Origin of the sequence: Microcella sp., assembly GCF_019739195.1 — a bacterium.
Classification (GTDB): domain Bacteria; phylum Actinomycetota; class Actinomycetes; order Actinomycetales; family Microbacteriaceae; genus Microcella.
This window is the reverse complement of sequence record NZ_JAHHDS010000003.1, coordinates 640,435-661,392: the sequence shown is the minus strand read 5'-3', so window position 1 is coordinate 661,392 and position 20,958 is coordinate 640,435. Positions and strand designations below refer to the sequence as shown.

General features: G+C 68.9%; 17 protein-coding genes. 11 read left to right on the top strand and 6 right to left on the bottom strand.

The genetic code is table 11. From position 1 onward, the window contains the following. The first annotated feature begins 8 nt into the window (after positions 1 to 8). The gene (gene cofC / locus KL788_RS04890) at positions 9 to 629 is read left to right on the top strand and encodes a 2-phospho-L-lactate guanylyltransferase (RefSeq protein WP_293169041.1); all 621 of its coding nucleotides are present in this window, start codon (positions 9 to 11) and stop codon (positions 627 to 629) included. A 6-nt stretch (positions 630 to 635) separates the two neighbouring features. On the opposite strand, the gene KL788_RS04885 is transcribed toward cofC, so the two are convergent. The 4 genes from KL788_RS04885 to cofD form a co-directional block, all read right to left on the bottom strand. After that, entirely contained in the window at positions 636 to 3,284 is a 2,649-nt protein-coding gene (locus tag KL788_RS04885; protein ID WP_293169039.1) for a bifunctional FO biosynthesis protein CofGH, read from the bottom strand. Positions 3,285 to 3,372: 88 nt separating this feature from the next. Then, complete coding sequence (locus KL788_RS04880) at positions 3,373 to 3,765, bottom strand: hypothetical protein (RefSeq protein ID WP_293169037.1); 393 nt, start codon at positions 3,763 to 3,765, stop codon at positions 3,373 to 3,375. A gap of 251 nt (positions 3,766 to 4,016) precedes the next feature. Next, positions 4,017 to 5,501 carry a protein adenylyltransferase SelO gene (locus KL788_RS04875; protein WP_293169035.1) on the bottom strand — a complete coding sequence of 495 codons (1,485 nt, stop codon included), beginning with the start codon at positions 5,499 to 5,501 and terminating at the stop codon, positions 4,017 to 4,019. Between the two features lie 716 nt (positions 5,502 to 6,217). Next, the gene (cofD, locus tag KL788_RS04870) at positions 6,218 to 7,246 is read right to left on the bottom strand and encodes a 2-phospho-L-lactate transferase (RefSeq protein WP_293169033.1); all 1,029 of its coding nucleotides are present in this window, start codon (positions 7,244 to 7,246) and stop codon (positions 6,218 to 6,220) included. A 178-nt stretch (positions 7,247 to 7,424) separates the two neighbouring features. Between cofD and KL788_RS04865 the strand changes: the two genes are divergently transcribed. The 9 genes from KL788_RS04865 (at position 7,425) to mutM (ending at position 16,000) form a co-directional block, all read left to right on the top strand. Beyond that, positions 7,425 to 8,273, top strand: a complete 849-nt coding sequence (locus tag KL788_RS04865) for a nitrilase-related carbon-nitrogen hydrolase (RefSeq protein WP_293169031.1) — start codon at positions 7,425 to 7,427, stop codon at positions 8,271 to 8,273. A 12-nt stretch (positions 8,274 to 8,285) separates the two neighbouring features. Beyond that, on the top strand, positions 8,286 to 9,749 hold the full coding sequence (gene hydA / locus KL788_RS04860; RefSeq protein WP_293169029.1) for a dihydropyrimidinase: 1,464 nt from the start codon (positions 8,286 to 8,288) through the stop codon (positions 9,747 to 9,749). Positions 9,750 to 9,790: 41 nt separating this feature from the next. Then, complete coding sequence (locus tag KL788_RS04855; RefSeq protein WP_293169027.1) at positions 9,791 to 10,807, top strand: TIGR03842 family LLM class F420-dependent oxidoreductase; 1,017 nt, start codon at positions 9,791 to 9,793, stop codon at positions 10,805 to 10,807. Positions 10,808 to 10,871: 64 nt separating this feature from the next. Further along, positions 10,872 to 12,083 carry an FAD-binding domain-containing protein gene (locus KL788_RS04850; RefSeq protein ID WP_293169025.1) on the top strand — a complete coding sequence of 404 codons (1,212 nt, stop codon included), beginning with the start codon at positions 10,872 to 10,874 and terminating at the stop codon, positions 12,081 to 12,083. A gap of 50 nt (positions 12,084 to 12,133) precedes the next feature. After that, positions 12,134 to 13,510, top strand: coding sequence for an aspartate aminotransferase family protein (locus KL788_RS04845; protein ID WP_293169023.1), 1,377 nt, complete (start codon positions 12,134 to 12,136; stop codon positions 13,508 to 13,510). 116 nt (positions 13,511 to 13,626) lie between these two features. Further along, positions 13,627 to 14,148 carry a YceD family protein gene (locus KL788_RS04840; RefSeq protein ID WP_293169021.1) on the top strand — a complete coding sequence of 174 codons (522 nt, stop codon included), beginning with the start codon at positions 13,627 to 13,629 and terminating at the stop codon, positions 14,146 to 14,148. A 51-nt stretch (positions 14,149 to 14,199) separates the two neighbouring features. Next, on the top strand, positions 14,200 to 14,403 hold the full coding sequence (gene rpmF, locus KL788_RS04835) for a 50S ribosomal protein L32 (RefSeq protein ID WP_100822306.1): 204 nt from the start codon (positions 14,200 to 14,202) through the stop codon (positions 14,401 to 14,403). A gap of 10 nt (positions 14,404 to 14,413) precedes the next feature. Continuing rightward, a complete protein-coding gene (gene rnc, locus KL788_RS04830; RefSeq protein WP_293169016.1) occupies positions 14,414 to 15,094 on the top strand; it encodes a ribonuclease III in 681 nt (226 codons plus the stop codon). Between the two features lie 3 nt (positions 15,095 to 15,097). After that, entirely contained in the window at positions 15,098 to 16,000 is a 903-nt protein-coding gene (mutM, locus tag KL788_RS04825; RefSeq protein ID WP_293169014.1) for a bifunctional DNA-formamidopyrimidine glycosylase/DNA-(apurinic or apyrimidinic site) lyase, read from the top strand. 3 nt (positions 16,001 to 16,003) lie between these two features. On the opposite strand, the gene KL788_RS04820 is transcribed toward mutM, so the two are convergent. Both KL788_RS04820 and KL788_RS04815 read right to left on the bottom strand, forming a co-directional pair. Then, positions 16,004 to 17,077: a GNAT family N-acetyltransferase gene (locus KL788_RS04820; RefSeq protein WP_293169012.1), complete on the bottom strand. Its 1,074-nt coding sequence runs from the start codon at positions 17,075 to 17,077 to the stop codon at positions 16,004 to 16,006. Beyond that, the gene (locus KL788_RS04815; RefSeq protein WP_293169010.1) at positions 17,074 to 17,202 is read right to left on the bottom strand and encodes a hypothetical protein; all 129 of its coding nucleotides are present in this window, start codon (positions 17,200 to 17,202) and stop codon (positions 17,074 to 17,076) included. The genes KL788_RS04820 and KL788_RS04815 overlap by 4 nt, the downstream gene beginning before the upstream one ends. Here KL788_RS04815 and KL788_RS04810 point away from each other — a divergent pair. Further along, positions 17,197 to 20,943, top strand: coding sequence for a chromosome segregation SMC family protein (locus KL788_RS04810; RefSeq protein WP_293169008.1), 3,747 nt, complete (start codon positions 17,197 to 17,199; stop codon positions 20,941 to 20,943). The genes KL788_RS04815 and KL788_RS04810 overlap by 6 nt on opposite strands. Positions 20,944 to 20,958 lie beyond the last annotated feature (15 nt).

Sequence of the window (20,958 nt, the reverse complement as noted above, 5' to 3'; positions counted from 1 at the left end):
TCATCCTCATGTCTGCACGCGCCTCGCTCGTGATCCCGGTGCGTCCGGCTCTCAGCGCCAAGGTGCGGCTCGCTGTCGATACCTCGCCCGAAGCGCAAGAGCGGCGCGTGGCGCTCGCCGCGGCGATCGCGCTCGACACCGTCGAGGCGGCCCGCCGGTCACCGAGCGTTGGCGAGCTGTTCGTCGTCGGGTCGCTCGCCGAACCCGTCGACGGCGTGCACGTCGTGACCGACCCGGGCTTCGGGCTTCTCGTCGCCATCAGCGAGGGCCTCGCGCGATGCGACGATGCCCTACCCACGGCGGTGCTGCTCGGCGACCTGCCCGCCCTGCAGCCCGCCGACCTCGATGCCGCCCTGCTCGGGGCCAGCGAGCACCACTGGGCGTTCGTGCCCGACGCCGATGGGGCCGGCACCACCCTCGTCGTCGCGCAAGAGGGGCTGCCGCACTCGCTGCGGTTCGGCGACGACTCAGCCGAGCAGCATGGCCGCAGCGGCTATGCCGAACTTGAAGTCGCGCGGACGTCGGGGCTGCGGCGTGACGTCGACACTCTCTCGCAGCTCGACGAGCTCGTCAGGCTCGACGCTGAGGGAGTCGTCGTGCTCGGCCCCCGCACGCGCGCCCTGCTCTAGGTCGCGCTAGGCCCCGTCGCGCACGTCGGTGATCGTCAGCGCGAGCCGTCGGCCGGTCGCCGCATAGCCCTGCTCGCGGTGCGCCTGGGCGACCGCGACGCGCTCGGGGCTCGGCGTGCCGTATGTCGTCGTGCGCTGGCGCGCGACGCGCCCGATCGACGCGGCCATCGCCTCGAGTTCGGCGACCGTCTTCTCCGAACCGTTGTCGGCGCCGGCCATGCGGCTGATCGTCTCTTCCATGAGCGTGCCGCCCACGTCGTCGGCGCCGCCCTGCAGCATGAGCTTGGTGCCGTCGTCGGTGAGCTTGACCCACGAGGTCTGAATGTGGTCGATGTGGCCGTGCAGCATCAAGCGCGCGACGGCGTGCACCGCACGGTTCTCTTGAGGCGTCGGGCCGGGCCGCGCCACACCCGCGAGGTAGACCGGCGAATTCGCGTGCACGAAGGGCAGAAGCACGAACTCCGTGAAGCCCCCGGTGTCGTCCTGCACGCGAGCCAGGGTGCGCAGGTGGGCGACCCAGTGGTGCGGAGCATCCACATGCCCGTACATCATCGTGCTCGACGAGCGAATGCCGAGGCGGTGCGCCGTGCTGACGATCTCGATCCACTCGGCGGCGGGCAGCTTGCCCTTGGTGAGCACCCACCGCACTTCGTCGTCGAGAATCTCGGCGGCCGTACCCGGAATCGAGTCGAGACCCGCCTCTTTCGCCGCCGTCAAGAACTCCGCGAACGACAACCCGGTGCGGGATGCTCCGTTCACGATCTCCATGGGGCTGAAGGCGTGCAGGTGCATCTCGGGCTGGCGCTTCTTCACCTCGCGCGCGAGATCGAAGTACGCCGTGCCGGGAAGGTCGGGGTGAATGCCGCCCTGCATGCAGATCTCGGTCGCGCCGAGCGCCCACGCCTCGTCGACCCGGTCGCCGACCTGCTGCATCGAGAGCGTGAAGGCGTCAGCATCGGTGCGTCGCTGCGCGAAGGCGCAGAAGCGGCAGCCTGTGTAGCAGACGTTGGTGAAGTTGATGTTGCGGTTCACGACGTAGCCGACCGAGTCGCCCACGGTGTCGTGCCGCACGCGGTCGGCGAGGTGCGCGAGCGCGTCGAGGTCGGCGCCGTCGGCCGAGAGCAGGGTCAGGTAGTCGTCGTCGGTCAAGCCGGCCGGAGCATCCTCGGCTCGCCGCAGCACCGCGCGCACGCCCGTGCTGACGGCGACGGATGCTCGCCGCGCCTCATTCGTCATGCGCGGCCCTCGTGCCGCGGCCGTGCTCTCGCGCAGCTCGGCCCAGTCGCCGTAGACGTCGTCGAAGTCGCCGCGGGTCTCGGTGCGCCGACCCTCGGTGTCGATCTCGACGTGCAGGTCAGTACGGCCGGTGCCCTCGCGCGTCGCCCAGTCGGGGTCGGGCTCTTGCCACGGTGATCCCTGCACGACAGCCGATTCATCGGCGAGACCGTCGGGCAGTGCGAGCGCGCGCACGTGCGGCACGATGCGCGGGTCGAGCCACGGTTCTTCGGCGCGCACGTAGTGAGGGTGCGCGGTGAGGCGCTCACGCAGCGTGAAGCCGGTCTCGGCCGTGAGGCGCGCGAGCTCGTCGATCTGCGGCCAGGGGCGCTCGGGGTTGACGTGGTCGGGGGTGAGCGGGCTGACGCCGCCCCAGTCGTCGATGCCGGCGCGCACGAGCAGCTGCAGCTCTTCGGCGTCGGTGAGGTTCGGCGGGGCCTGCACCCGGGCACTCGGCCCGAGCACGAGGCGGCTGACGGCGACGGCGGCGATGTACTCCTGCAGCGCGAGGTCGTCGGCGGCGCGCATGGCCGTGCGCGGCTTGGCCCGGAAGTTCTGAATGATGACCTCTTGCACGTGCCCGTGCCGACGCGCGGTCGCGCGAATGGCGAACATGCCGTCGACCCGCTCGGCGTAGGTCTCGCCGATGCCGAGCAGCAGGCCTGTCGTAAAGGGGATGGCGCTGCGGCCAGCGTCTTCGAGCACGCGCAGGCGAAGTTCGGGGTCTTTGTCGGGCGAGCCGAAGTGGGCGAGCCCGCGCGTCTTGAACAGCCGCTTGCTCGTGGTCTCGAGCATCATGCCCATGCTGGGCGCGACGGGCTTGAGCCGCTGCAGCTCTTGCCAGGTCATGACGCCGGGGTTGAGGTGCGGCAGCAGTCCGGTCTCTTCGAGCACGAGAATCGCGACGCTGCGCAGGTAGTCGATCGTCGAGTCGTAACCGCGGGCGTCGAGCCACTCGCGGGCGGCGGGCCAGCGGTCTTCGGGTCGGTCGCCGAGCGTGAAGAGCGCCTCTTTGCAGCCGAGCGCGGCACCCTGACGCGCGATGTCGAGCACCTCGTCGGGGCTCAAGAACGGCGCTTTGCCCTGCGCCTCGAGCTGGTTCGGCGTCTGCACGAAGACGCAGTAGTGGCAGCGGTCGCGGCACAAGTGCGTGAGCGGAATGAACACCTTGCGCGAGTAGGTGATGACACCGGGGCGTCCGGCCTTCTCGAGCCCCGCATCCCGAACCCGCCCCGCCACAGCGAGCAGTCGATCGAGGTCGTCTCCGCGGCAGTGCAGCAGGGTTTCGGCCTCGCTCGCGTCGAGCGTCACACCGTTCTCAGCGCGCTTGAGAGCGCGAGAGATCGCGGATGCCGTGGGAGTGAAGTCGAACGCAGTCACAGTGCGCTCAGCCTACGCCCGGCGCGCTCGTGCCCCCTGAGCCTGCTTGGCGCTCTGCAGTCGACCTTGCCCTCATGACGCAGTCGAGTCACAGGCACGCAGTCTTCTCGAACTGAGCCCTGGTGCTCGTGATGGTTCCGGCGTGACCACCATTGAAGAATCCGTGGACGACGAGATCGGGGGTGAGCCTGGCGAGGTCATCGAGATCGAACCACGCGTACTCGAGTCTCTTGTACTCACCGCGTGGCCATGCGTCGTGCTGGGAGCCCGCGCGCACTTCGTATTGTTGCGATTCCGCGAGTTCGGTCAAGGGAGCGTCCAGCTGCACTTCGGTCGGTGCGTCACCCTGCTCGAAGTCCCATCGCTTGAGGAGCTCGATCTGAAAACCGTCCTGATCGACGATGCTCAGGGCGACTCCCGTTACTTCTCCCTCGCACGGAGCCAATACGGCGATAGGCACACCGGCGCTCGAGATCGTCACGCCGACCGCGCCTCGAACTGCTGGCGTGCATCCTGACATCGACACGCACAGCACGATTGCCGCCACCCCGGTCGCAACGTTCCGAGCTGCCATGTGATCGACGCTAGCAACTCGCCGAATGTCACGGCATCACGGCTCGTCACGGTCGCATATCGACCGACACCGATGTGACCTGCCCCCAGCTGCCGAACTCTCGGTACTCAAGACAGGACCCACGTCGCCCGAAGAGCCGACTCGGGGCCTTCGTGGGGTCAGGTTCCGCAGAAAGTCGTGTACGGCCCCAACGCGTCGGTGGCGGCCTCGGCATAGCGCTCGAGTCCGGGGCGCACGTCGTACGGACGGGCGACGGCCTCGAGCAGCCGGTCGAACGGCGCGAGGTCGCCATCTGTCGCTGCCCCCAGAGCCTCTTCGACCAGGTGGTTGCGCGGAATGTACACCGGGTTGACGCGGTCCATGGCGTCAGCGTCGGGCTCGAGAGCGAGCCACCGTTCGGCCCAGGCCGTGCCGGTCGCACTGTCGAGCACGACGGGTCGAACGCCACCGCTGGCGCATACCGAGAGCGCGCGCAATGTCGAGGTGTAGTCGACCCGCGCCTCCTCCATCAACCCGAGCAGGTCGGTGGCGAGTACCGCCGCTGTCTCATCGGAGACTGCCTCACCGAGCCCCAGCTTCGCACGCATGAGCGACAGCCACGCGTCGGCATAGTGCGCGCTGAACCGCTCGAGGGCCGCAGTCGCGAGCCCGATGGCGTGCTGCAGGTCGTCGTCGATGAGCGGCAGCAGCGTCTCGGCGAAGCGGGCGAGGTTCCATTCGGCGACGACCGGCTGGTTGCGGTAGGCGTATCGGCCACCGTGGTCGATCGAGCTGTAGACGGCGCCGGGGTCGTAGGCGTCGAGAAACGCGCAGGGGCCGTAGTCGATCGTCTCGCCCGAGATCGTCATGTTGTCGGTGTTCATGACGCCGTGCACGAATCCGATGCTCATCCACCGCGCGACGGTCGTCGCCTGTGCTTCGATCACCATGTCGAGAAGGGCGAGCGCCGGGCGCTCCGCCTCGGCCGCCGCTGGCGCGTGCCGGGCGATTGCGATGTCGGTCAGGCGATGGAGCAGGTCGCGGTCGTCCTGCGTCGCCGCGTACTGAAAGGTGCCGACCCGTAGGTGGCTGCTCGCGACGCGAGCGAGGAGCGCTCCATGCAGCGCGGTCTCACGATGCACCGTGCGGCCGGTCGTGACAACGGCTAGCGATCGTGTGGTCGGCACGCCGAGCGCATGCATGGCTTCGCTGATGATGTACTCGCGCAGCATGGGCCCGATGGCCGCGTAGCCGTCGCCGCCGCGTGCGAAGGGTGTTGGGCCCGACCCCTTGAGGTGCAGGTCGTGCAGAGCGCCGTCGATGTCGGTGAGCTCGCCCAGGAGCAGTGCACGCCCGTCGCCCAATCGAGGGCTGAATCCGCCGAACTGATGGCCCGCGTAGGCCTGGGCGACCGGCGTCGCTCCCTCCGGCACCGCGGAGCCCGTCAGCAGCGCGATGCCCGCGTCGCTTCGGAGCCAAGTCGGCTCGATGCCGAGCTCGCGGGCGAGCGGCTCATTGAGCGCGAGCAGTCGCGGTGCAGGCGCGGTCTGCGCCGACCACGGGATGCTCAGCTCAGGCAACTCGCGAGCGAAACGCCCGTCGAGCGCGACGGAACCAGCGACCGTGTGCGCGGTCTCGCGGCGGGTTGCCGTGGGCGAGCTCATCCCACGACCGTACGCCGGTCACCTGAGCGCGTCGACCGCGCCAGGCGCGAGCCTCGACGCGAACCAACCACAGAGTGCGGCACGACATGTCTTTGCGTGCACCTACCCCAGAGACTTCAACCGATGCGGAAGTACGCGAACACCATTCACGAAGTTCCGCATCCGTTGAAGTGCACCGAGGTGCCCTGTTGCTGCTGGCGGATCTGGGGCGGGAGCGACATGGATCTGCGTGTCCTCCCCAGTCGCGAACGGAGTTTGCTCGCACCCGACCTCTCCAGGGCGCGAGAAAGTGGGCGATCCGCAGGGCACGCTGGTGGGATGGCCGGCTTCTCAGGGTTCGATCCCGTCATCCGTCGACTCGGCGGTATCGCGTCGCGACGCGAGTTGAGGCACGCCGGGTGGAGCGAGACAGATCTCTGGTTCGCCTGGCGCTACGGCAACCTCGACCGTATTCGCATCGGGTGGTACGCGGCGAGCGACCTGCCCCTAGACGCTCGGGCGGCGTGGGCAGCCGGCGGGCCGCTCGCGTGCGTGAGTGCGCTCGTTCACCACGGAATGGTCAGGCCCGAGGTCGCTGACGAGCTCGACCTGCACATCTCTCTGCCTGCAGACGGACACGTGGCACGACATGCGCCCGAAGGCCTCGTGGTGCACTGGAGCACGGCCGCCCGATACTCGGGCACGCGCCAGGCGGTGGCGCCGTCGGTGGCGTTGCGTCAGGCGCGGGGCTGCTCGAGCCCCGCGGCAAGGGCTGCTGCGGCGAGAGTTGCCGAAGTGTCGAGGTCGCGCATCCAGAGCGGCACCGCGCTGGCGGCGAAGCCGTCCGCGCGCAGCCCCGTAAGGAGCGACTCGTCTTCGACGCCGACAAGCCAGGCGTCGAGCAGACCGCCCGATGACCGCGAGCCGTAGTGCCGGGCGACCGCGGCGGCATCCGTCTCGACGCCGATCGCCGTGAGGCACGCGTCGGCCATGCCGCGCACGGCCGCTCCGGCGATGATCGGTGAGACGCCGACGATGGGCGCGCGGCCGGCCGGCGACGACGAGCCGGCGCTCAGCACGGCGTCGCGCATGCCGGGGATGCTCAGGATCGTGCCGATCGACACGACCGGGTTCGACGGCGCGATGAGCACGACATCGGCGGCCGCCAGCGCCGCGAGCGCGCCGGGGGATGGGCGTGCCGTCGCGAGGTTCTGCTGCTCGAACCGTGCGGCGGGCAGGGTAGCGCGATGGCGCGTCCACCACTCCTGAAAGTGCAGGCGCTCGCCGGCCGTCGTCACGACATAAGTGTCGACCTCGTCGTCGGTCGCGGGGTGCAGCGTCACGCCGAGCGGCCACCGCGCTTGCAGTCGAGCCGAGACCTCAGACGGCGTGAGCCCCGAACGCAGCCATGCGGTGCGCGCGATGTGCGTGCCGAGGTCGAGGTCGCCGAGGGTGAACCAGTCGGGGGTCACTCCATGGGCCTGCAGCTCGGCCGAGACCCGCTCGGTCTCGCCCACTCGCCCCCAGCCGCGCACCTCGTCGTTCTGGCCGCTCAGCGTGTAGAGCAGCGAATCGTGGTCGGGCGCGATGCGCAGCCCGGCGAGCCACCAGTCGTCACCTGTGTTCACGATGACGTCGACCTGCGCATTCGCGAGCGCAGCATCCGCATCGTTCGGCGCACCCGACGACGCGCGCCGCACCGCCTCGCGCACACCGCGCACGAAACGTGCTCCGCCGACGCCGCCCGCGAGCACCACGATCTTCATGCGGTCAACGCTAGCGGCGGGCGATCGTTGACCGAACCATGCTCATGTGCGCGCGAACCTGTTGATCTGCGCAGATGCGGCCTAGCGTGTCATGCAACCGTCACTGCGCGAAACGCGTTCGAAACGACGTGAGCGCACACTGGCCCTTGTTCAACGCTGCAGAGGGGAACCACCACCCATGACCACGATCCGCGCCGCCATCACCCAGACCACCTGGACGGGCGACAAAGAGTCGATGATCGCGAAGCACGAGCAGTTCGCGCGCGATGCCGCCGCCGACGGGGCTCAGATCATCTGCTTCCAAGAGCTCTTCTACGGGCCCTACTTCGGCATCATCGAAGACGCCAAGTACTACGACTACGCCGAGCCGGCCGACGGGCCGATCGTGCAGCGGTTCGCTGCGCTCGCGAAAGAGCTCAAGCTCGTCATGGTGCTGCCGATTTACGAAGAAGACATGCCCGGCGTCTACTACAACACCGCGGTGGTGGTGGATGCTGACGGCACGGTTCTCGGAAAGTACCGCAAGCACCACATTCCGAACCTTGACCGGTTCTGGGAGAAGTTCTACTTCCGCCCCGGCAACCTCGGCTACCCGGTGTTCGATACGGCCGTCGGCAAGGTCGGCGTGTACATCTGCTACGACCGGCACTTCCCTGAGGGATGGCGCGAGCTGGGCCTCAACGGCGCCGAGCTGGTGTTCAACCCGAGCGCGACGAAGCCCGGCCTCTCGAACCGGTTGTGGGAGCTCGAGCAGCCCGCCGCGGCCGCCGCGAACCAGTACTTCATCGCGGCCAACAACCGCATCGGCACCGAGAGCGACGAGTTCGGCGACCTCGCGGTGACTTTCTACGGCTCGAGCTACTTCGTCGACCCGCGTGGCAACTACGTCGGCGACGTCGCGAGCCAAGACAAGACCGAGATCGTCACACGCGATATCGACCTCGACCTCATTCGCGAGGTGCGCAACAGTTGGCAGTTCTACCGCGACCGCCGCCCCGACTCGTACATCGCGACGGTGAAGCCCTAAGGAGGCCCGGCCATGACCACCACCCTCATCACCGGCGGCACCGTCGTCAGTGCCACGGGCCGCGGCGCGGCCGACGTACTGCTCGATGGCGAGACCATCGCCGCGGTGCTCGCGCCCGGGTCGACTCTGCTCGGGCACGATCTGTCGGCATCCGTCGACACCGTGATCGACGCGACGGGCAAGTACGTGATCCCTGGCGGCATCGACGCGCACACGCACATGGAGCTGCCCTTCGGCGGCACCGCGGCGATCGACACCTTCGAGACGGGCACGCAGGCCGCGGCCTGGGGCGGCACGACGAGCATCATCGACTTCGCGGTGCAGACAACCGGTGCCAAGGTGTTCGACGGCCTCGCCGAGTGGCACCAGAAGGCCGCGGGCAATTGCGCGATCGACTACGGCTTTCACCAGATCGTCGGCGGCGTCGACGACGACTCGCTCGCCGCGCTGCCCAAGCTCATCGACGAGGGCATCACGAGCTACAAGATGTTCATGGCCTACCCGGGCGTCTTCTACGCCGACGACGCCCAGATTCTGCGCGCGATGCAGGTGGCCGCCGAGCACGGGCTCATGACGATGATGCACGCCGAGAACGGCCCGGCGATCGACGTGCTCGTTGCTCAGTTGCTCGCCAAGGGCAAGACCGACCCGTACTACCACGGTGTCGCCCGCGCCTGGCAGATGGAAGAGGAGGCGACGCACCGCGCGATCATGCTCGCTAACCTCACCGGAGCCCCGCTCTACGTTGTGCACGTGAGCGCCAAGCAAGCCGTCGAGCAGCTTGCTGCCGCGCGCGACATCGGCCAGAACGTGTTCGGCGAGACGTGCCCGCAGTACCTTTACCTGTCGCTGGAAGAACAGCTGGGTGCCGTGAGCGAAAAGTACGGTGCCTTCGAGGGCGCCAAGTGGGTGTGCTCGACTCCGCTGCGGTCGAAGGCCGAGGGGCACCAAGACCACATGTGGCAGAGCCTGCGCACGAACGACATTCAGATGGTCTCGACCGACCACTGCCCGTTCTGCATGAAAGACCAGAAAGAGCTCGGCCTCGGCGACTTCTCGAAGATACCCAACGGCATCGGCTCGGTCGAGCACCGCATGGATCTCATGTACCAGGGCGTCGTCACGGGCCAGATCACGCTCGAGCGCTGGGTCGAGATCACCTCGACCACGCCCGCGCGCATGTTCGGGCTCTACGGCAAGAAGGGCGTCATCGCTCCCGGTGCCGACGCCGACATCGTGGTCTACGACCCCAATGGCCACACGTCGATCGGCATGCCCGTCGACGAGGCTGGCAACCCCACGGGCAAGAAGCACCACATGAACATGGACCACGCGGCGTGGGAGGGCTTCGAAATCGACGGGAAGGTCGACACGGTCATCTCGCGCGGCTCGGTCGTCATCCAGAACGACGAGTTCCACGGGCGAGCCGGGCACGGGCAGTACTTGCGCCGCGGCCTCTCGCAGTACCTGGTCTGAGTCGATACCCACCGCGCACGAGCAACGAGAGACGAGCATCCATGGATTTCGGCGCTGTTCTGCAGACCAACCCGCCCGCCAGCCGCACGGTGCACCTCGCCATGCTGGCGGAGCAGTACGGGTTCAGTCACGTGTGGACCTTCGACAGCCACATCCTGTGGCAAGAGCCCTACGTGATCTACTCGGCGATCCTCGCCGAGACGAAGCGCATCACGGTCGGTCCATTCGTGACGAACCCCGCGACCCGCGACTGGACGGTGACGGCGAGCGTCTTCGCGACCCTCAACGAGCTCTACGGCAACCGCACGATCTGCGGCATCGGCCGGGGCGACTCGGCCGTGCGCGTGACGAACGGCAAGCCCACGACCCTGGCCGAACTGCGCGAGTCGATTCACGTCATCCGCGAGCTCGGCAACTCGCGGGCCGTCGAGTACAACGGCTCGACGCTGCAGTTTCCGTGGAGCCACGGCAGCGAGCTCGAGGTCTGGGTGGCCGCCTACGGCCCGCTCGCGCTCAAGCTCACGGGCGAGGTCGGCGACGGCTTCATTCTGCAGCTCGCCGACCTCGACATCGCGAAGTGGATGATCGAGACCGTGCGCACCGCGGCCGACAACGCCGGGCGCGACCCGATGGCGATCAAGTTCTGCGTGGCGGCCCCGATGTATATCGGCACCGACTGGGACCACATGCGCAATCAGGTGCGGTGGTTCGGCGGCATGGTCGGCAACCACGTGGCCGACATCGTCGCGAAGCACGGCGAGAGTTCAGACGTGCCGAAGGCGCTCACCGACTACATCGCGGGCCGCCAGGGCTACGACTACAACACCCACGGCAAGGCCGGCAACGACCACGTCGACTTCGTACCGGACGAGATCGTCGACCGCTTCTGCGTGCTCGGCGACGGCAAAGACCACATCGAGAAGCTCGAGGCGCTGCGCGACCTCGGTGTCGACCAGTTCGCCGGCTACCTGCAGCACGACAACAAAGAAGAGACGCTGCGCGTCTACGGCGAGCACGTCATCCCGGCGATGAAGGGCAGCAAGACCGCGCGCGTGTGAAGGCTCGGGATGCCCGCGGCGGGCATCCCGCTGCTTCCCAGGCACCCGAGCGCACGATGAGGGCATGACGTTCGAACCCACGCGTGAGGCCGGGCTCGCCCGGCTCGCCGAGTTCGTTCCCCGTGCCGGTCGTGCCTACGCTGCTGAGCGCAATACCGACCGAGGCCCGGGGGATCGCTCGAACGTGTCGACCCTCTCGCCCTGGGTGCGGCACCGCCTCGTCACCGAGCGCGAGGTCGTCGAGGCCGTGCTGCAGCGGCACTCGCTCGACGCGGCGGGCAAGTTCGTGCAGGAGGTCTACTGGCGCACCTACTGGAAGGGCTGGCTCGAGCTTCGCCCGAGTGTGTGGGCTCGCTATAGCGCGAGTGTGGCGCCCGCGCTCGACTCCCTGAGCGCCGCCGACCGCGCGACATACGACGACGCGATCGCGGGCCGAACGGGCATCGAGGGCTTCGACGACTGGGCGCGCGAACTCGTTGAGCTCGGCTATCTGCACAACCACGCGCGCATGTGGTTCGCGAGCATCTGGATCTTCACGCTGCGCCTGCCCTGGCAGCTCGGCGCCGACTTTTTCTTGCGGCACCTGCTCGACGGCGACCCGGCCTCGAACACGCTGAGCTGGCGGTGGGTCGCGGGCCTGCAGACTGTCGGCAAGACCTACCTCGCCACGACGCAGAACATCGAGTTCGCGACCGAAGGCCGGTTCAGCCCGCGCGGGCTCGCGGAGAGCGCGCCGGCGGTCGACGACGACGGGCCGATTCCTGCGCCCGGCCCGGCGCCTCGGCCCGAGCCGCTGCCGCGCGGTCGCGTCGGGCTCCTCCTGCACGAAGACGACCTGCACTCCGAGAGCCTCGAGCTCGCCGGCCTCGAAGTCGTCGCGGTCGCGAGCCCGACGGCGGGGGAGCCGCGGTCGCCCGCGGCCGATCCGGCGAACGCGCTCGTGGCGGGCTTCACCGCGGCGGCGCTCGCCGACGGCCGCGCACGGGCCGGCGCGCACTTCGGGGCCGACGCCAGCGCGCTCGACAGGCTCACGGCATCCGCGATTCGCGACTGGGCGAGCAGCTACGACCTGACCGCGATCGTGACCCCGTACGGCCCCGTCGGACCGGTGCGCGACCGCCTCGATCAGCTCGAGAGAGAGCTGAGCGACGACCTCACCCTCACCCGCATCCTGCGCCCGTGGGATGCCCTCGCCTGGCCACACGCGACCCGCGGGTTTTTCCCGTTCCGCGAGAAGATTCCTGCACTTCTGCGCGAGCAACAGATCGGGCCCTGACCGGCGATAATGGGCGCTATCCCATTCCTGCGACTCAAGGACCGATAACCATGACCGACACTCTGAACCGGTCACACACTCCCGCCCCCGCTTCCGACCCGGCCGACGGCACGCGTGCCTACGACCTCGATCGTGAGTACGTCTTTCACTCGTGGAGCGCGCAAGGGGCACTGAAGCCCTTCGTCATCGCGAGCGCGAAGGGTTGCGAGGTCTACACCTACGACGGCGAGACCTATCTCGACTTCTCGAGCCAGCTCGTCAACACCAACATCGGCCACTCGCACCCGAAGGTCGTCGAGGCGATTCAGCGCCAGGCCGCCGAGCTCGCCACCGTCGCGCCCTCGCACGCGAACCTCGCCCGCGGCGAGGCCGCGAAGCGCATCGTCGAGAAGGCGGGTGACGGCTTCTCGAAGGTCTTCTTCACCAACGGCGGCGCCGACGCGATCGAGAACGCCGTGCGCATGGCCCGCCTCACGACCCACAAGCACAAGGTGCTGAGCACCTACCGCAGCTATCACGGCAACACGGGTGCGGCGATCGCGGCGACGGGCGACTGGCGCCGCATGCCCAACGAGTACGCCTACGGCCACGTGCACTTCTTCGGCCCGTTCACCTACCGCAGCGAGTTCTACTCCGACAGCCCCGAGCAGGAGTGCGAGCGCGCCCTGCGCCACCTCGAGCGCACGATCGTCGCTGAGGGCCCCGGCACGATCGCGGCTATCCTGCTCGAGTCGGTGCCTGGCACGGCCGGCATCTTCGCGCCTCCGGCCGGCTACCTCGAGGGCGTGCGCGCGATCGCTGACAAGTACGACATCGTCTGGATCGCCGACGAGGTCATGGCCGGCTTCGGCCGCACGGGCGACTGGTTCGCGTGGCAGAACCCCGAGATCAACCCGAGCCGGGCGACTCCCGACCTCATCGCCTTCGCGAAGGGCGTCAACAGCGGCTACGTGCCCGTGGGTGGTGTGGTCATGAGCCCGAGCATCGCCGCGGCATTCGACGAGCGCGTGTTTCCGGGCGGACTCACCTACAGCGGGCATCCCCTCGCCGCCGCCTCGATCGTCGCCTCGATCGACGCGATGACCGACGAGAAGATCGTCGAGAACGCACGGATGATCGGCGAGCAGCACCTCGGACCGGGCCTTCGGGCGCTCGCCGAGAAGCACCCGATGATCGGCGACGTGCGCGGCCTGGGCGTGTTCTGGGCGCTCGACCTCGTGACTGACCGCACGACACGCGAGCCCGTCGGCCCCGAGATCATCGGCGCGCTCAAGGCCGAGCTCATGGCGCGCAAAGTGCTGCCTTTCGCGGCCGACAACCGCATCCATGTCGTGCCGCCGTGCATCGTGACTGCCGACCAAGTCGCAGTCGCCTTGCAGGCGTATGACGGCGCTTTCACGGCTGTCGCGCAGAGTCACGGCCTGTAATCAGAACTGGCCGCGGGCACCTCTTGCGATCGGGCGGGAGATGCTCGCGGCCGTTCTATGAGCGCCCCCCCGTTGCCGACGGCGGTGAGTGCCCTGCGGCGCTAGACTGGGACGCTATGCCTGCCCCCTCGAGCCCTTATCGCGTGAATGTGCGCGACATCGTGCACCGCCCCGGCGAGATGCGCGAGAAGACCCTCGACCTCGTGACGCCCGAGCAGCTCGGGGCTGGCGCGGCGATCGTGCCGGCGGGTGCCGAGCTCGAAATCGACCTGCGCCTGGAAGGGCTGCACGACGGCATTCTCGTAACGGGTCAGGCCCGCACGACGGCGCGTGCCGAGTGCGTGCGGTGCCTTGACGAGGTCGCGATCGACCTTCGAGTCGATTTTCAGGAGCTTTTCGCGTATTCTCCTGAGGTTGCCGATGACTACCAGGTTCACGAAACCCACGTGGATGTTGAACCGGTCGTTCGTGACGCGGTAGTGCTCGCACTGCCGTTCCAGCCGGTGTGCCGAGACGATTGCCCGGGGCTCGACCCCGAAACGGGCGAGCGCCTCGCAGACCATCCGGAACGGCGGCCGAGCGAAACCATCGATCCTCGGTGGGCCGCGCTCGAAGGCTTTCAGGCCGAATCAGACTGACACCGTGGTGCGCTCACGCGCACGGCGGTGGTGAGAGAGAAGAGAGACATCATGGCTGTTCCCAAGCGGAAGAAGTCGCGCGCCAACACCCACGCACGTCGTTCGCAGTGGAAGGCCGAGGTTCCCACCCTGGTCAAGACCATCGAAAACGGCAAGGTCGTCTACAGCCTCCCGCACCGCGCGAAGGTCGTCGAAGACTCCGCCGGCACGCCCCTGTACATGGAGTACAAGGGCCGCAAGGTCGCCGACGTCTAGTCAATCAACGGTGGTTCATTCCACTCTCGAGCAAGCTCTGGGAGTCACTATCGAGCCCGAGCTGCTCGACCTGGCGCTCACGCATCGATCGTGGGCGTATGAGAACGGCGGCGTCGCGACGAACGAGCGGCTCGAGTTTCTCGGCGACGCCATTCTCGGGCAGGCCGTCACGGTCATGCTTTACACGACCTACCCCGACTTGAGCGAGGGCGATCTCGCCAAGCGTCGGGCCTCGCTCGTCTCGGCCGTGGCACTGGCCGAGGTTGCTATCTCGATCGGCCTCGGCGAGCATCTCAAGCTCGGCAAGGGCGAAGAGCTCACGGGCGGCCGCGAGAAGTCGTCCATCCTCGCCGACACCGTCGAGGCTCTGATCGGCGCCGCCTACCTTGACCTCGGCGGTGAGGTGGCCACCGATCTCGTGCTGCGCCTCATCGCGCCGTTACTCGCTGACCCCGACCGGTTCGGCGCGGGCATGGATCCGAAGACGTCGCTGCAAGAGCTCGCCGCTCGCCTCGGGCTGGGCCTGCCGACCTACGAGATCGCCGACGACGGCCCCGACCACTCAAAGGTTTTCACTGCCACGGTCATGCTCGCCGACAAACCGGTTGCCACCGGCCAGGGCAGCAGCAAAAAGCAGGCCGAGATGGGCGCTGCTCTCGAGGCCTTCACCACCTTGCAGTCGCGGCGCTGAGCCGTGCCCGAACTGCCCGAAGTCGAGGTCGTTCGACACGGACTGGAACCGGCCGTCACCGGCGCACGCATCGACGCTGTCGAGGTGTTCGACGAGCGCTCGCTGCGCAGACACGTCGGCCCGAGTGAAGATTTCATCGAGCGGCTGACGGGCGCGACGCTGCTGGGCGCGGTGCGTCGCGGAAAGTTTCTGTGGTTGCCATTGGCCGGGGCAGATACACCTACCGAAGCCCTCGTCGCCCACCTGGGCATGAGCGGCCAGGTGCTGCTGCGTGACCTCGACGCCGAGCCTTCTGCACTCACGCGCGTGCGGTTCACTCTGACTCATCCGCTGCACGGCCCGCTGCGGGTCGACTTCGTCGATCAGCGCATCTTCGGCTCGATGGCGATCGACGCGCTGCTGCCGACGCCCGACGGGGCGGCGGCCGGATACGGTCTACCGCTCGCGAGCATCCCGAGCCAGGTGGCCCACATCGCGCGCGACCCTCTCGACCCGGCCTTCGACGAGCGGCTCTACCGTCGCCGGCTCGCCGCTAAGCGAACCACCGTGAAGCGAGCGCTGCTCGACCAGACCCTCATCAGCGGCATCGGCAACATCTACGCCGACGAGGCGCTCTGGGCCGCGCGCGTGCACTACGACCAGCCGACCGAGACGCTCTCGACGCGCAAGAGCGGCGAACTGCTCGCCGAGGTGCGCGCGGTGCTGCGTCGCGCGCTCGTCGAGGGCGGCACCTCGTTCGACGCGCAGTACGTCAACGTCAACGGAGCCTCGGGGTACTTCAGCCACTCACTGCGCGCCTACGGCCAGCAGGGTCGACCGTGCGCCCGCTGCGGTCGCCTCATCGTGCGCGAGCAGTTCATGAACCGCGGCTCGCACTTCTGCCCGCGCTGCCAGCGGATTCGCTGAGCGTCACAGGTCTTTGCGCCACGCGCCTTCGTAGACGAAGGGCACGAACCCGAGCGCTTCGTTCACATCGAGCATCGGCCGGTTCTCTTCAGCGTTGTAGGTGACGACAGCCGGATGCCCGGGGCGAACTCGTTGCAGGTGCAGCAGGTTCGCGGCCTTCAGCAGCAGGCCCAGGCGGTGCCCGCGGTGCTCGGTGAGCACGATCGTGTCTTCCTGGTCGACCGGTCGAGTGCCATCGTCGGGTGCGACGAGTTCGGTGAACCCCGCGAGCCTGCCGGTCGGCACGTGCTCGACCGCGGCGACGAAGGGCGTGCGCGGGCCATCCGCCTCCCCTTCTTCATCGGCCAGCAGGCGCTCGACGGTCCACGGGTCTTCGGGTTCTTCGAGACCGGCCGATGGAGCATCCGTGCTCATGCGTGTCAGAAGGTGCGCGATGTCTTCGCGCCACTCCGGGGGAGTCCGATCGCCCCACAGATGCACGCGGTAGTCGGGCCCGGCGATCTCGGAGGCTTCGTCGTGCACGAGCCGCAGCGCCTGCTCGTCGAGCGGCAGCGGCAGTTTGCTGCCGCGCTCGACTTGCTCGAGCCGGTAGCCGAGGGCGACCAGCAACCGCGTCTCGGCGGTGTCGGCGGCGACATCGCCGAAGCCCGTCGGGGCCGCCATTCGCTCGCCACCGACCTTCCAGCACGGCGCGTAGACGATGGCGCGACGCTTGCCGTCGACACGCGCAACGTTCTCAACATGCTCGGCGAGCGCGCGCCCGACTCCGCGCCCGCGTGCCTCCGGCAGCACTTCGACGTGCAGCCACGCCGAGTCGATCGCCTCTCCGAGCCGGTACTCGGCGATACCCCGCCCGACGACCTCGCCGTCGCGGCGCGCGAGAAACAGTCGCTTGGGCTCGAACTGCTGCTTGCGCCAGCCGGGCAGCATCTCCTCTGGTGGTCGCGCCTCGTCGCCGGTTCCCGAGTCGTGCGCGTTGACCCGCGTGCGCACCGCGACGGCCGCGATGAAGTCGGCGGCGTCTGGTGCATCCACGGTCTCAGGAATCACCACTTCGGTAATCACGATCTCGCTCATGAGGTCTCCTCGTCGGCAGGCCAGCCCGCCAGAATAGCCCTCGCCGCTCCGGTACGGTAGGCCTGACCGTTCTGCGCCGTGCGGCGGTCGCCGTCGACCGTGCCGAGAGGGGGCAGCGCGTGCACCTGAAGAGCCTGACCCTCAAGGGCTTCAAGTCGTTCGCGCAGCCGACCACCTTCCAGTTCGAGCCGGGCGTCACCTGCGTCGTCGGTCCGAACGGCTCGGGCAAGTCGAACGTCGTCGACGCTCTCGCCTGGGTCATGGGCGAGCAGGGAGCCAAGACCCTGCGCGGCGGCAAGATGGAAGACGTCATCTTCGCCGGCACCGCGACGCGCGGGCCGCTCGGCCGCGCCGAAGTGCTGCTCACCATCGATAACGCCGACGGCGCCCTGCCCATTGACTACAGCGAAGTCACGATCTCGCGCACCCTGTTCCGCAACGGCGGCAGCGAGTACGCGATCAACGGCACGGCCTGCCGCCTGCTCGACGTGCAAGAGCTGCTGAGCGACTCGGGTCTCGGGCGCGAGATGCACGTCATCGTCGGGCAGGGTCAGCTCGATGCGGTGCTGCACGCGAGCCCCGAAGACCGTCGCGGGTTCATCGAAGAGGCGGCGGGAATCTTGAAGCACCGCCGACGCAAAGAGAAGACGGTGCGCAAGCTCGAGGCGATGCAGTCGAACCTCACGCGCCTGAGCGATCTGGCGGGTGAGATTCGGCGCCAGCTGACTCCGCTCGGCCGGCAGGCTGAGATCGCGCGCGAGGCGCAGACGATCGCCGCGATCGTGCGGGATGCTCGCGCGAGGCTCCTCGCCGACGAAGTGGTCGCCCTGCGCGAGTCTCTGGCCGACCACGCCCGCACCGAGAGCGAGCGCACGAGTGAGCGCATCGTTGTGCAGAGCCAGCTCGACCAGACGCGTCTGCGCGTGCAGCGCATCGAATCGCAGCAGGTGGGTGACGCTGTCGATGAGGCTCGGCGCGTGACCTTCGAGCTCGAGCAGGTGCAAGAGCGCGTGCGCAGCCTCTCGAGTCTCACGCAGCAGAAGTTGACGCTACTGAGTCAGCAGGCCGAGCTGCCCGGCATGTCGACGACCATCACGCAGGCTCAGGTCGATGAGGCTCGCGCCGAGGCCGAGGCTCTGCGCGAGGGTGTTGCTGCCGCCGAGCAGCAGGTGGGCGAGGTCGCCGCCCGCACGGCGACCGCGCGTGCCGCGCTCGACGCCCTCGACGACGAGATCGCGGCGCAGAGCGCGCTGGTCTCGCAGCACGACCTCGAGCTCGCCGCGCTCGCCGGGCGCGTCGACGTGGCACGCTCGACGCTCGCGGCCGCCCGGGGCGAGCTGCTGCGCCAGCAGAACGCCCTCGAGGCGGCGACCGCGCGGCAGCAGGCGACCCGCGCCGACCTCTCCGCCCTGCCCGAGGTCGACGAGGGCGAAGGCACCGACGAATCGCGCGCCCTCGATGCCGCGCTCGCCGACGCCGATGCGCGCGTGGCCGAGATCACAGCACGACTCGACAATGAGCGCGACACCGTGCACGCCCTCGAGCGTGAGCGCGATGCCCTCGCGGCCCGAGTGAGTGCCCTCTCTCAGGCCATCGACACGGGTGACGGAGCGAGCGGACTCGTGGGCTCAACCGGCATTCGCGGCCTCGTCAGCGACCACCTGCAGGTGACGCCGGGCTTCGAGGCCGCGATCGCCGCAGCGCTCGGCACCCTCGCCGATGCCGCGCTCGCCGACGACCTCGACGCGGGTCTCGCCGCCCTCGAGCGCGCGCACGCCGCCGAGGCGGGCCGCGTCGATGTCGTGCTCGCCCGCGTGTCCGGCGCTACCGCGACCCTGTCAGCGGTGGGCGAACTCACGCCCGCCACCGAGGTGCTGACCGCGCCCGACGGCGTGCTCGCCCTGCTCGCGCGCACCTTCATCGCCGACGACCTCGCCGCCGCCCGCGCCGCCTGGCCCGCCGTGCAGAAGCTCGACGGCGCCGACTCGGTGAGCATCGTAACCCGCGAGGGCGACGTGCTGACACGCTCGGTGCTGCGCGGCGGTTCCGGTGCCGGACGCAGCCGGCTCGAGCTCGCCGCCGAGCGCGACGCCGCCTCGGTGCGGCTGACCGAGGTCTCGACCGGCATCGAGCGAGCTCGGGGCGTGCTCGATGAGTCGCGGGCATCCCTCACCGCATCGAAGCAGCAGGCCGCTGAGGCGCTCGCCGCCGTGCGCGATCAGGATGCTCAGCGCGCCGCCCGCAGCGAGCAGGTCTCGCGGGCGCGAGCACAGGCCGAGGCCGCCGAGGCAGAAGCCGCCCGGCTCGCGCTCGGGGTAGACGCGGCGCAAGAGTCGGTGCGCGAGGCCGAGGCGGCCGTCGAGCGTGCGCAGGCCGAGCACGAGGCCTTCGCTGCTCGCCCTCGCCCCATGCTCGACGCGTCGGCGCGCGATGCTCTCGTCGTCGACCTCGAGGCGGCGCGGGCGGCCGAGCTCGAGCGACGCATCGAGCTCGAGACCGTGCGCGAGCGCGTGCGCGGCGCGCGCGAGGCCGCCGAGCAGCTCGAGAAGCGCCGCTTGGCCGAGAAGGCTGCGGCCGACGAGGCCGCACGCCGCACGGTGCTGCGGCAGCGCCAGGTCGAGCGTGCGACGGCCGTGGCGGTCGCCCTGCCGGCCGTGCAGCAGTCGATCGACCGCTCGGTCGCCGAAGCACGTGTTGCCCTTGCTCAGCGCGAGTCGGAGCGCGCGGCCCAGAACGACGAGCTGCTCGAGCTGCGCCGCACCGAGAGCTCGCTGCGCGAGCGCCTGAGTGCGATCACCGAGGGCGTGCACGGCCTCGAGTTGCAGATCTACGAGAAGAAGCTGCACCTGACGCAGCTGCTCGAGCGCGCGGGCGACGAGCTCGGCCTCGTCGAAGACGTGCTCGTCGCCGAGTACGGCCCCGCAGTGCCCGTGCCCGACGATGATGCGCTGACCGCGGCCGCGCGGGCCGTCGCCGACGCGATCGCGGCCGAGGCGGCGTCGCGCGTCGACCCCGATCCCGACGCGCCAGCATTCGACCCGACGAGCGACGACGAGGCCGCCCGGGTAGCCGACATTGTGGCCCAGGCCGCCGTGCACCCGTTCGCAACTCAGGCTGAGCGGACAGATGTGACAGGTAGCACAGCACCTGACGACGCTCAGCCTGAGTTGCGAACAGACGCTGCCGGCAAGCCCTTCGACCGCGCCGAGCAGCAGGCCCGCCTCGCGCGCGCCGAGCGCAAGCTCAGCCAGCTCGGGCGCGTCAACCCGCTCGCCCTTGAAGAGTTTGCGGCGCTCGAGCAGCGCCACAAGTTCCTCACCGAGCAGCTCACCGACCTCGCGAGCACGCGCCGCGACCTGCTCACGATCATCGACGAGGTCGACTCGACGATGCAGACGATCTTCGCCGCCGCGTTCGCCGATACTCAGGCGGCCTTCGACGTCGTGTTCCCGATCTTGTTCCCCGGCGGCACCGGCAGCCTGCTGCTGACCGACCCCGAGAACATGCTCACGACGGGCATCGAGGTCACGGTCAAGCCCGCCGGCAAGAAGATCGAGCGCTTGAGCCTGCTGAGCGGCGGCGAGCGCTCGCTCGCGGCGGTGGCGCTGCTCATCGCCATCTTCAAGGCCCGCCCGAGCCCGTTCTACATCATGGACGAGGTCGAGGCCGCGCTCGACGATGCCAACCTCGGCCGCTTGCTCACGATCTTCCGCGACCTGCGGCAGAGTTCGCAGCTCATCATCATCACGCACCAGAAGCGCACGATGGAGATCGCCGATGCGCTCTATGGCGTCAGCATGCGCCACGACGGCGTGAGCGCCGTCGTCGGTCAGCGCGTGCAAGCGCCCGACGAACGTGCCGTTTAGCAGGCTCCGACTGAA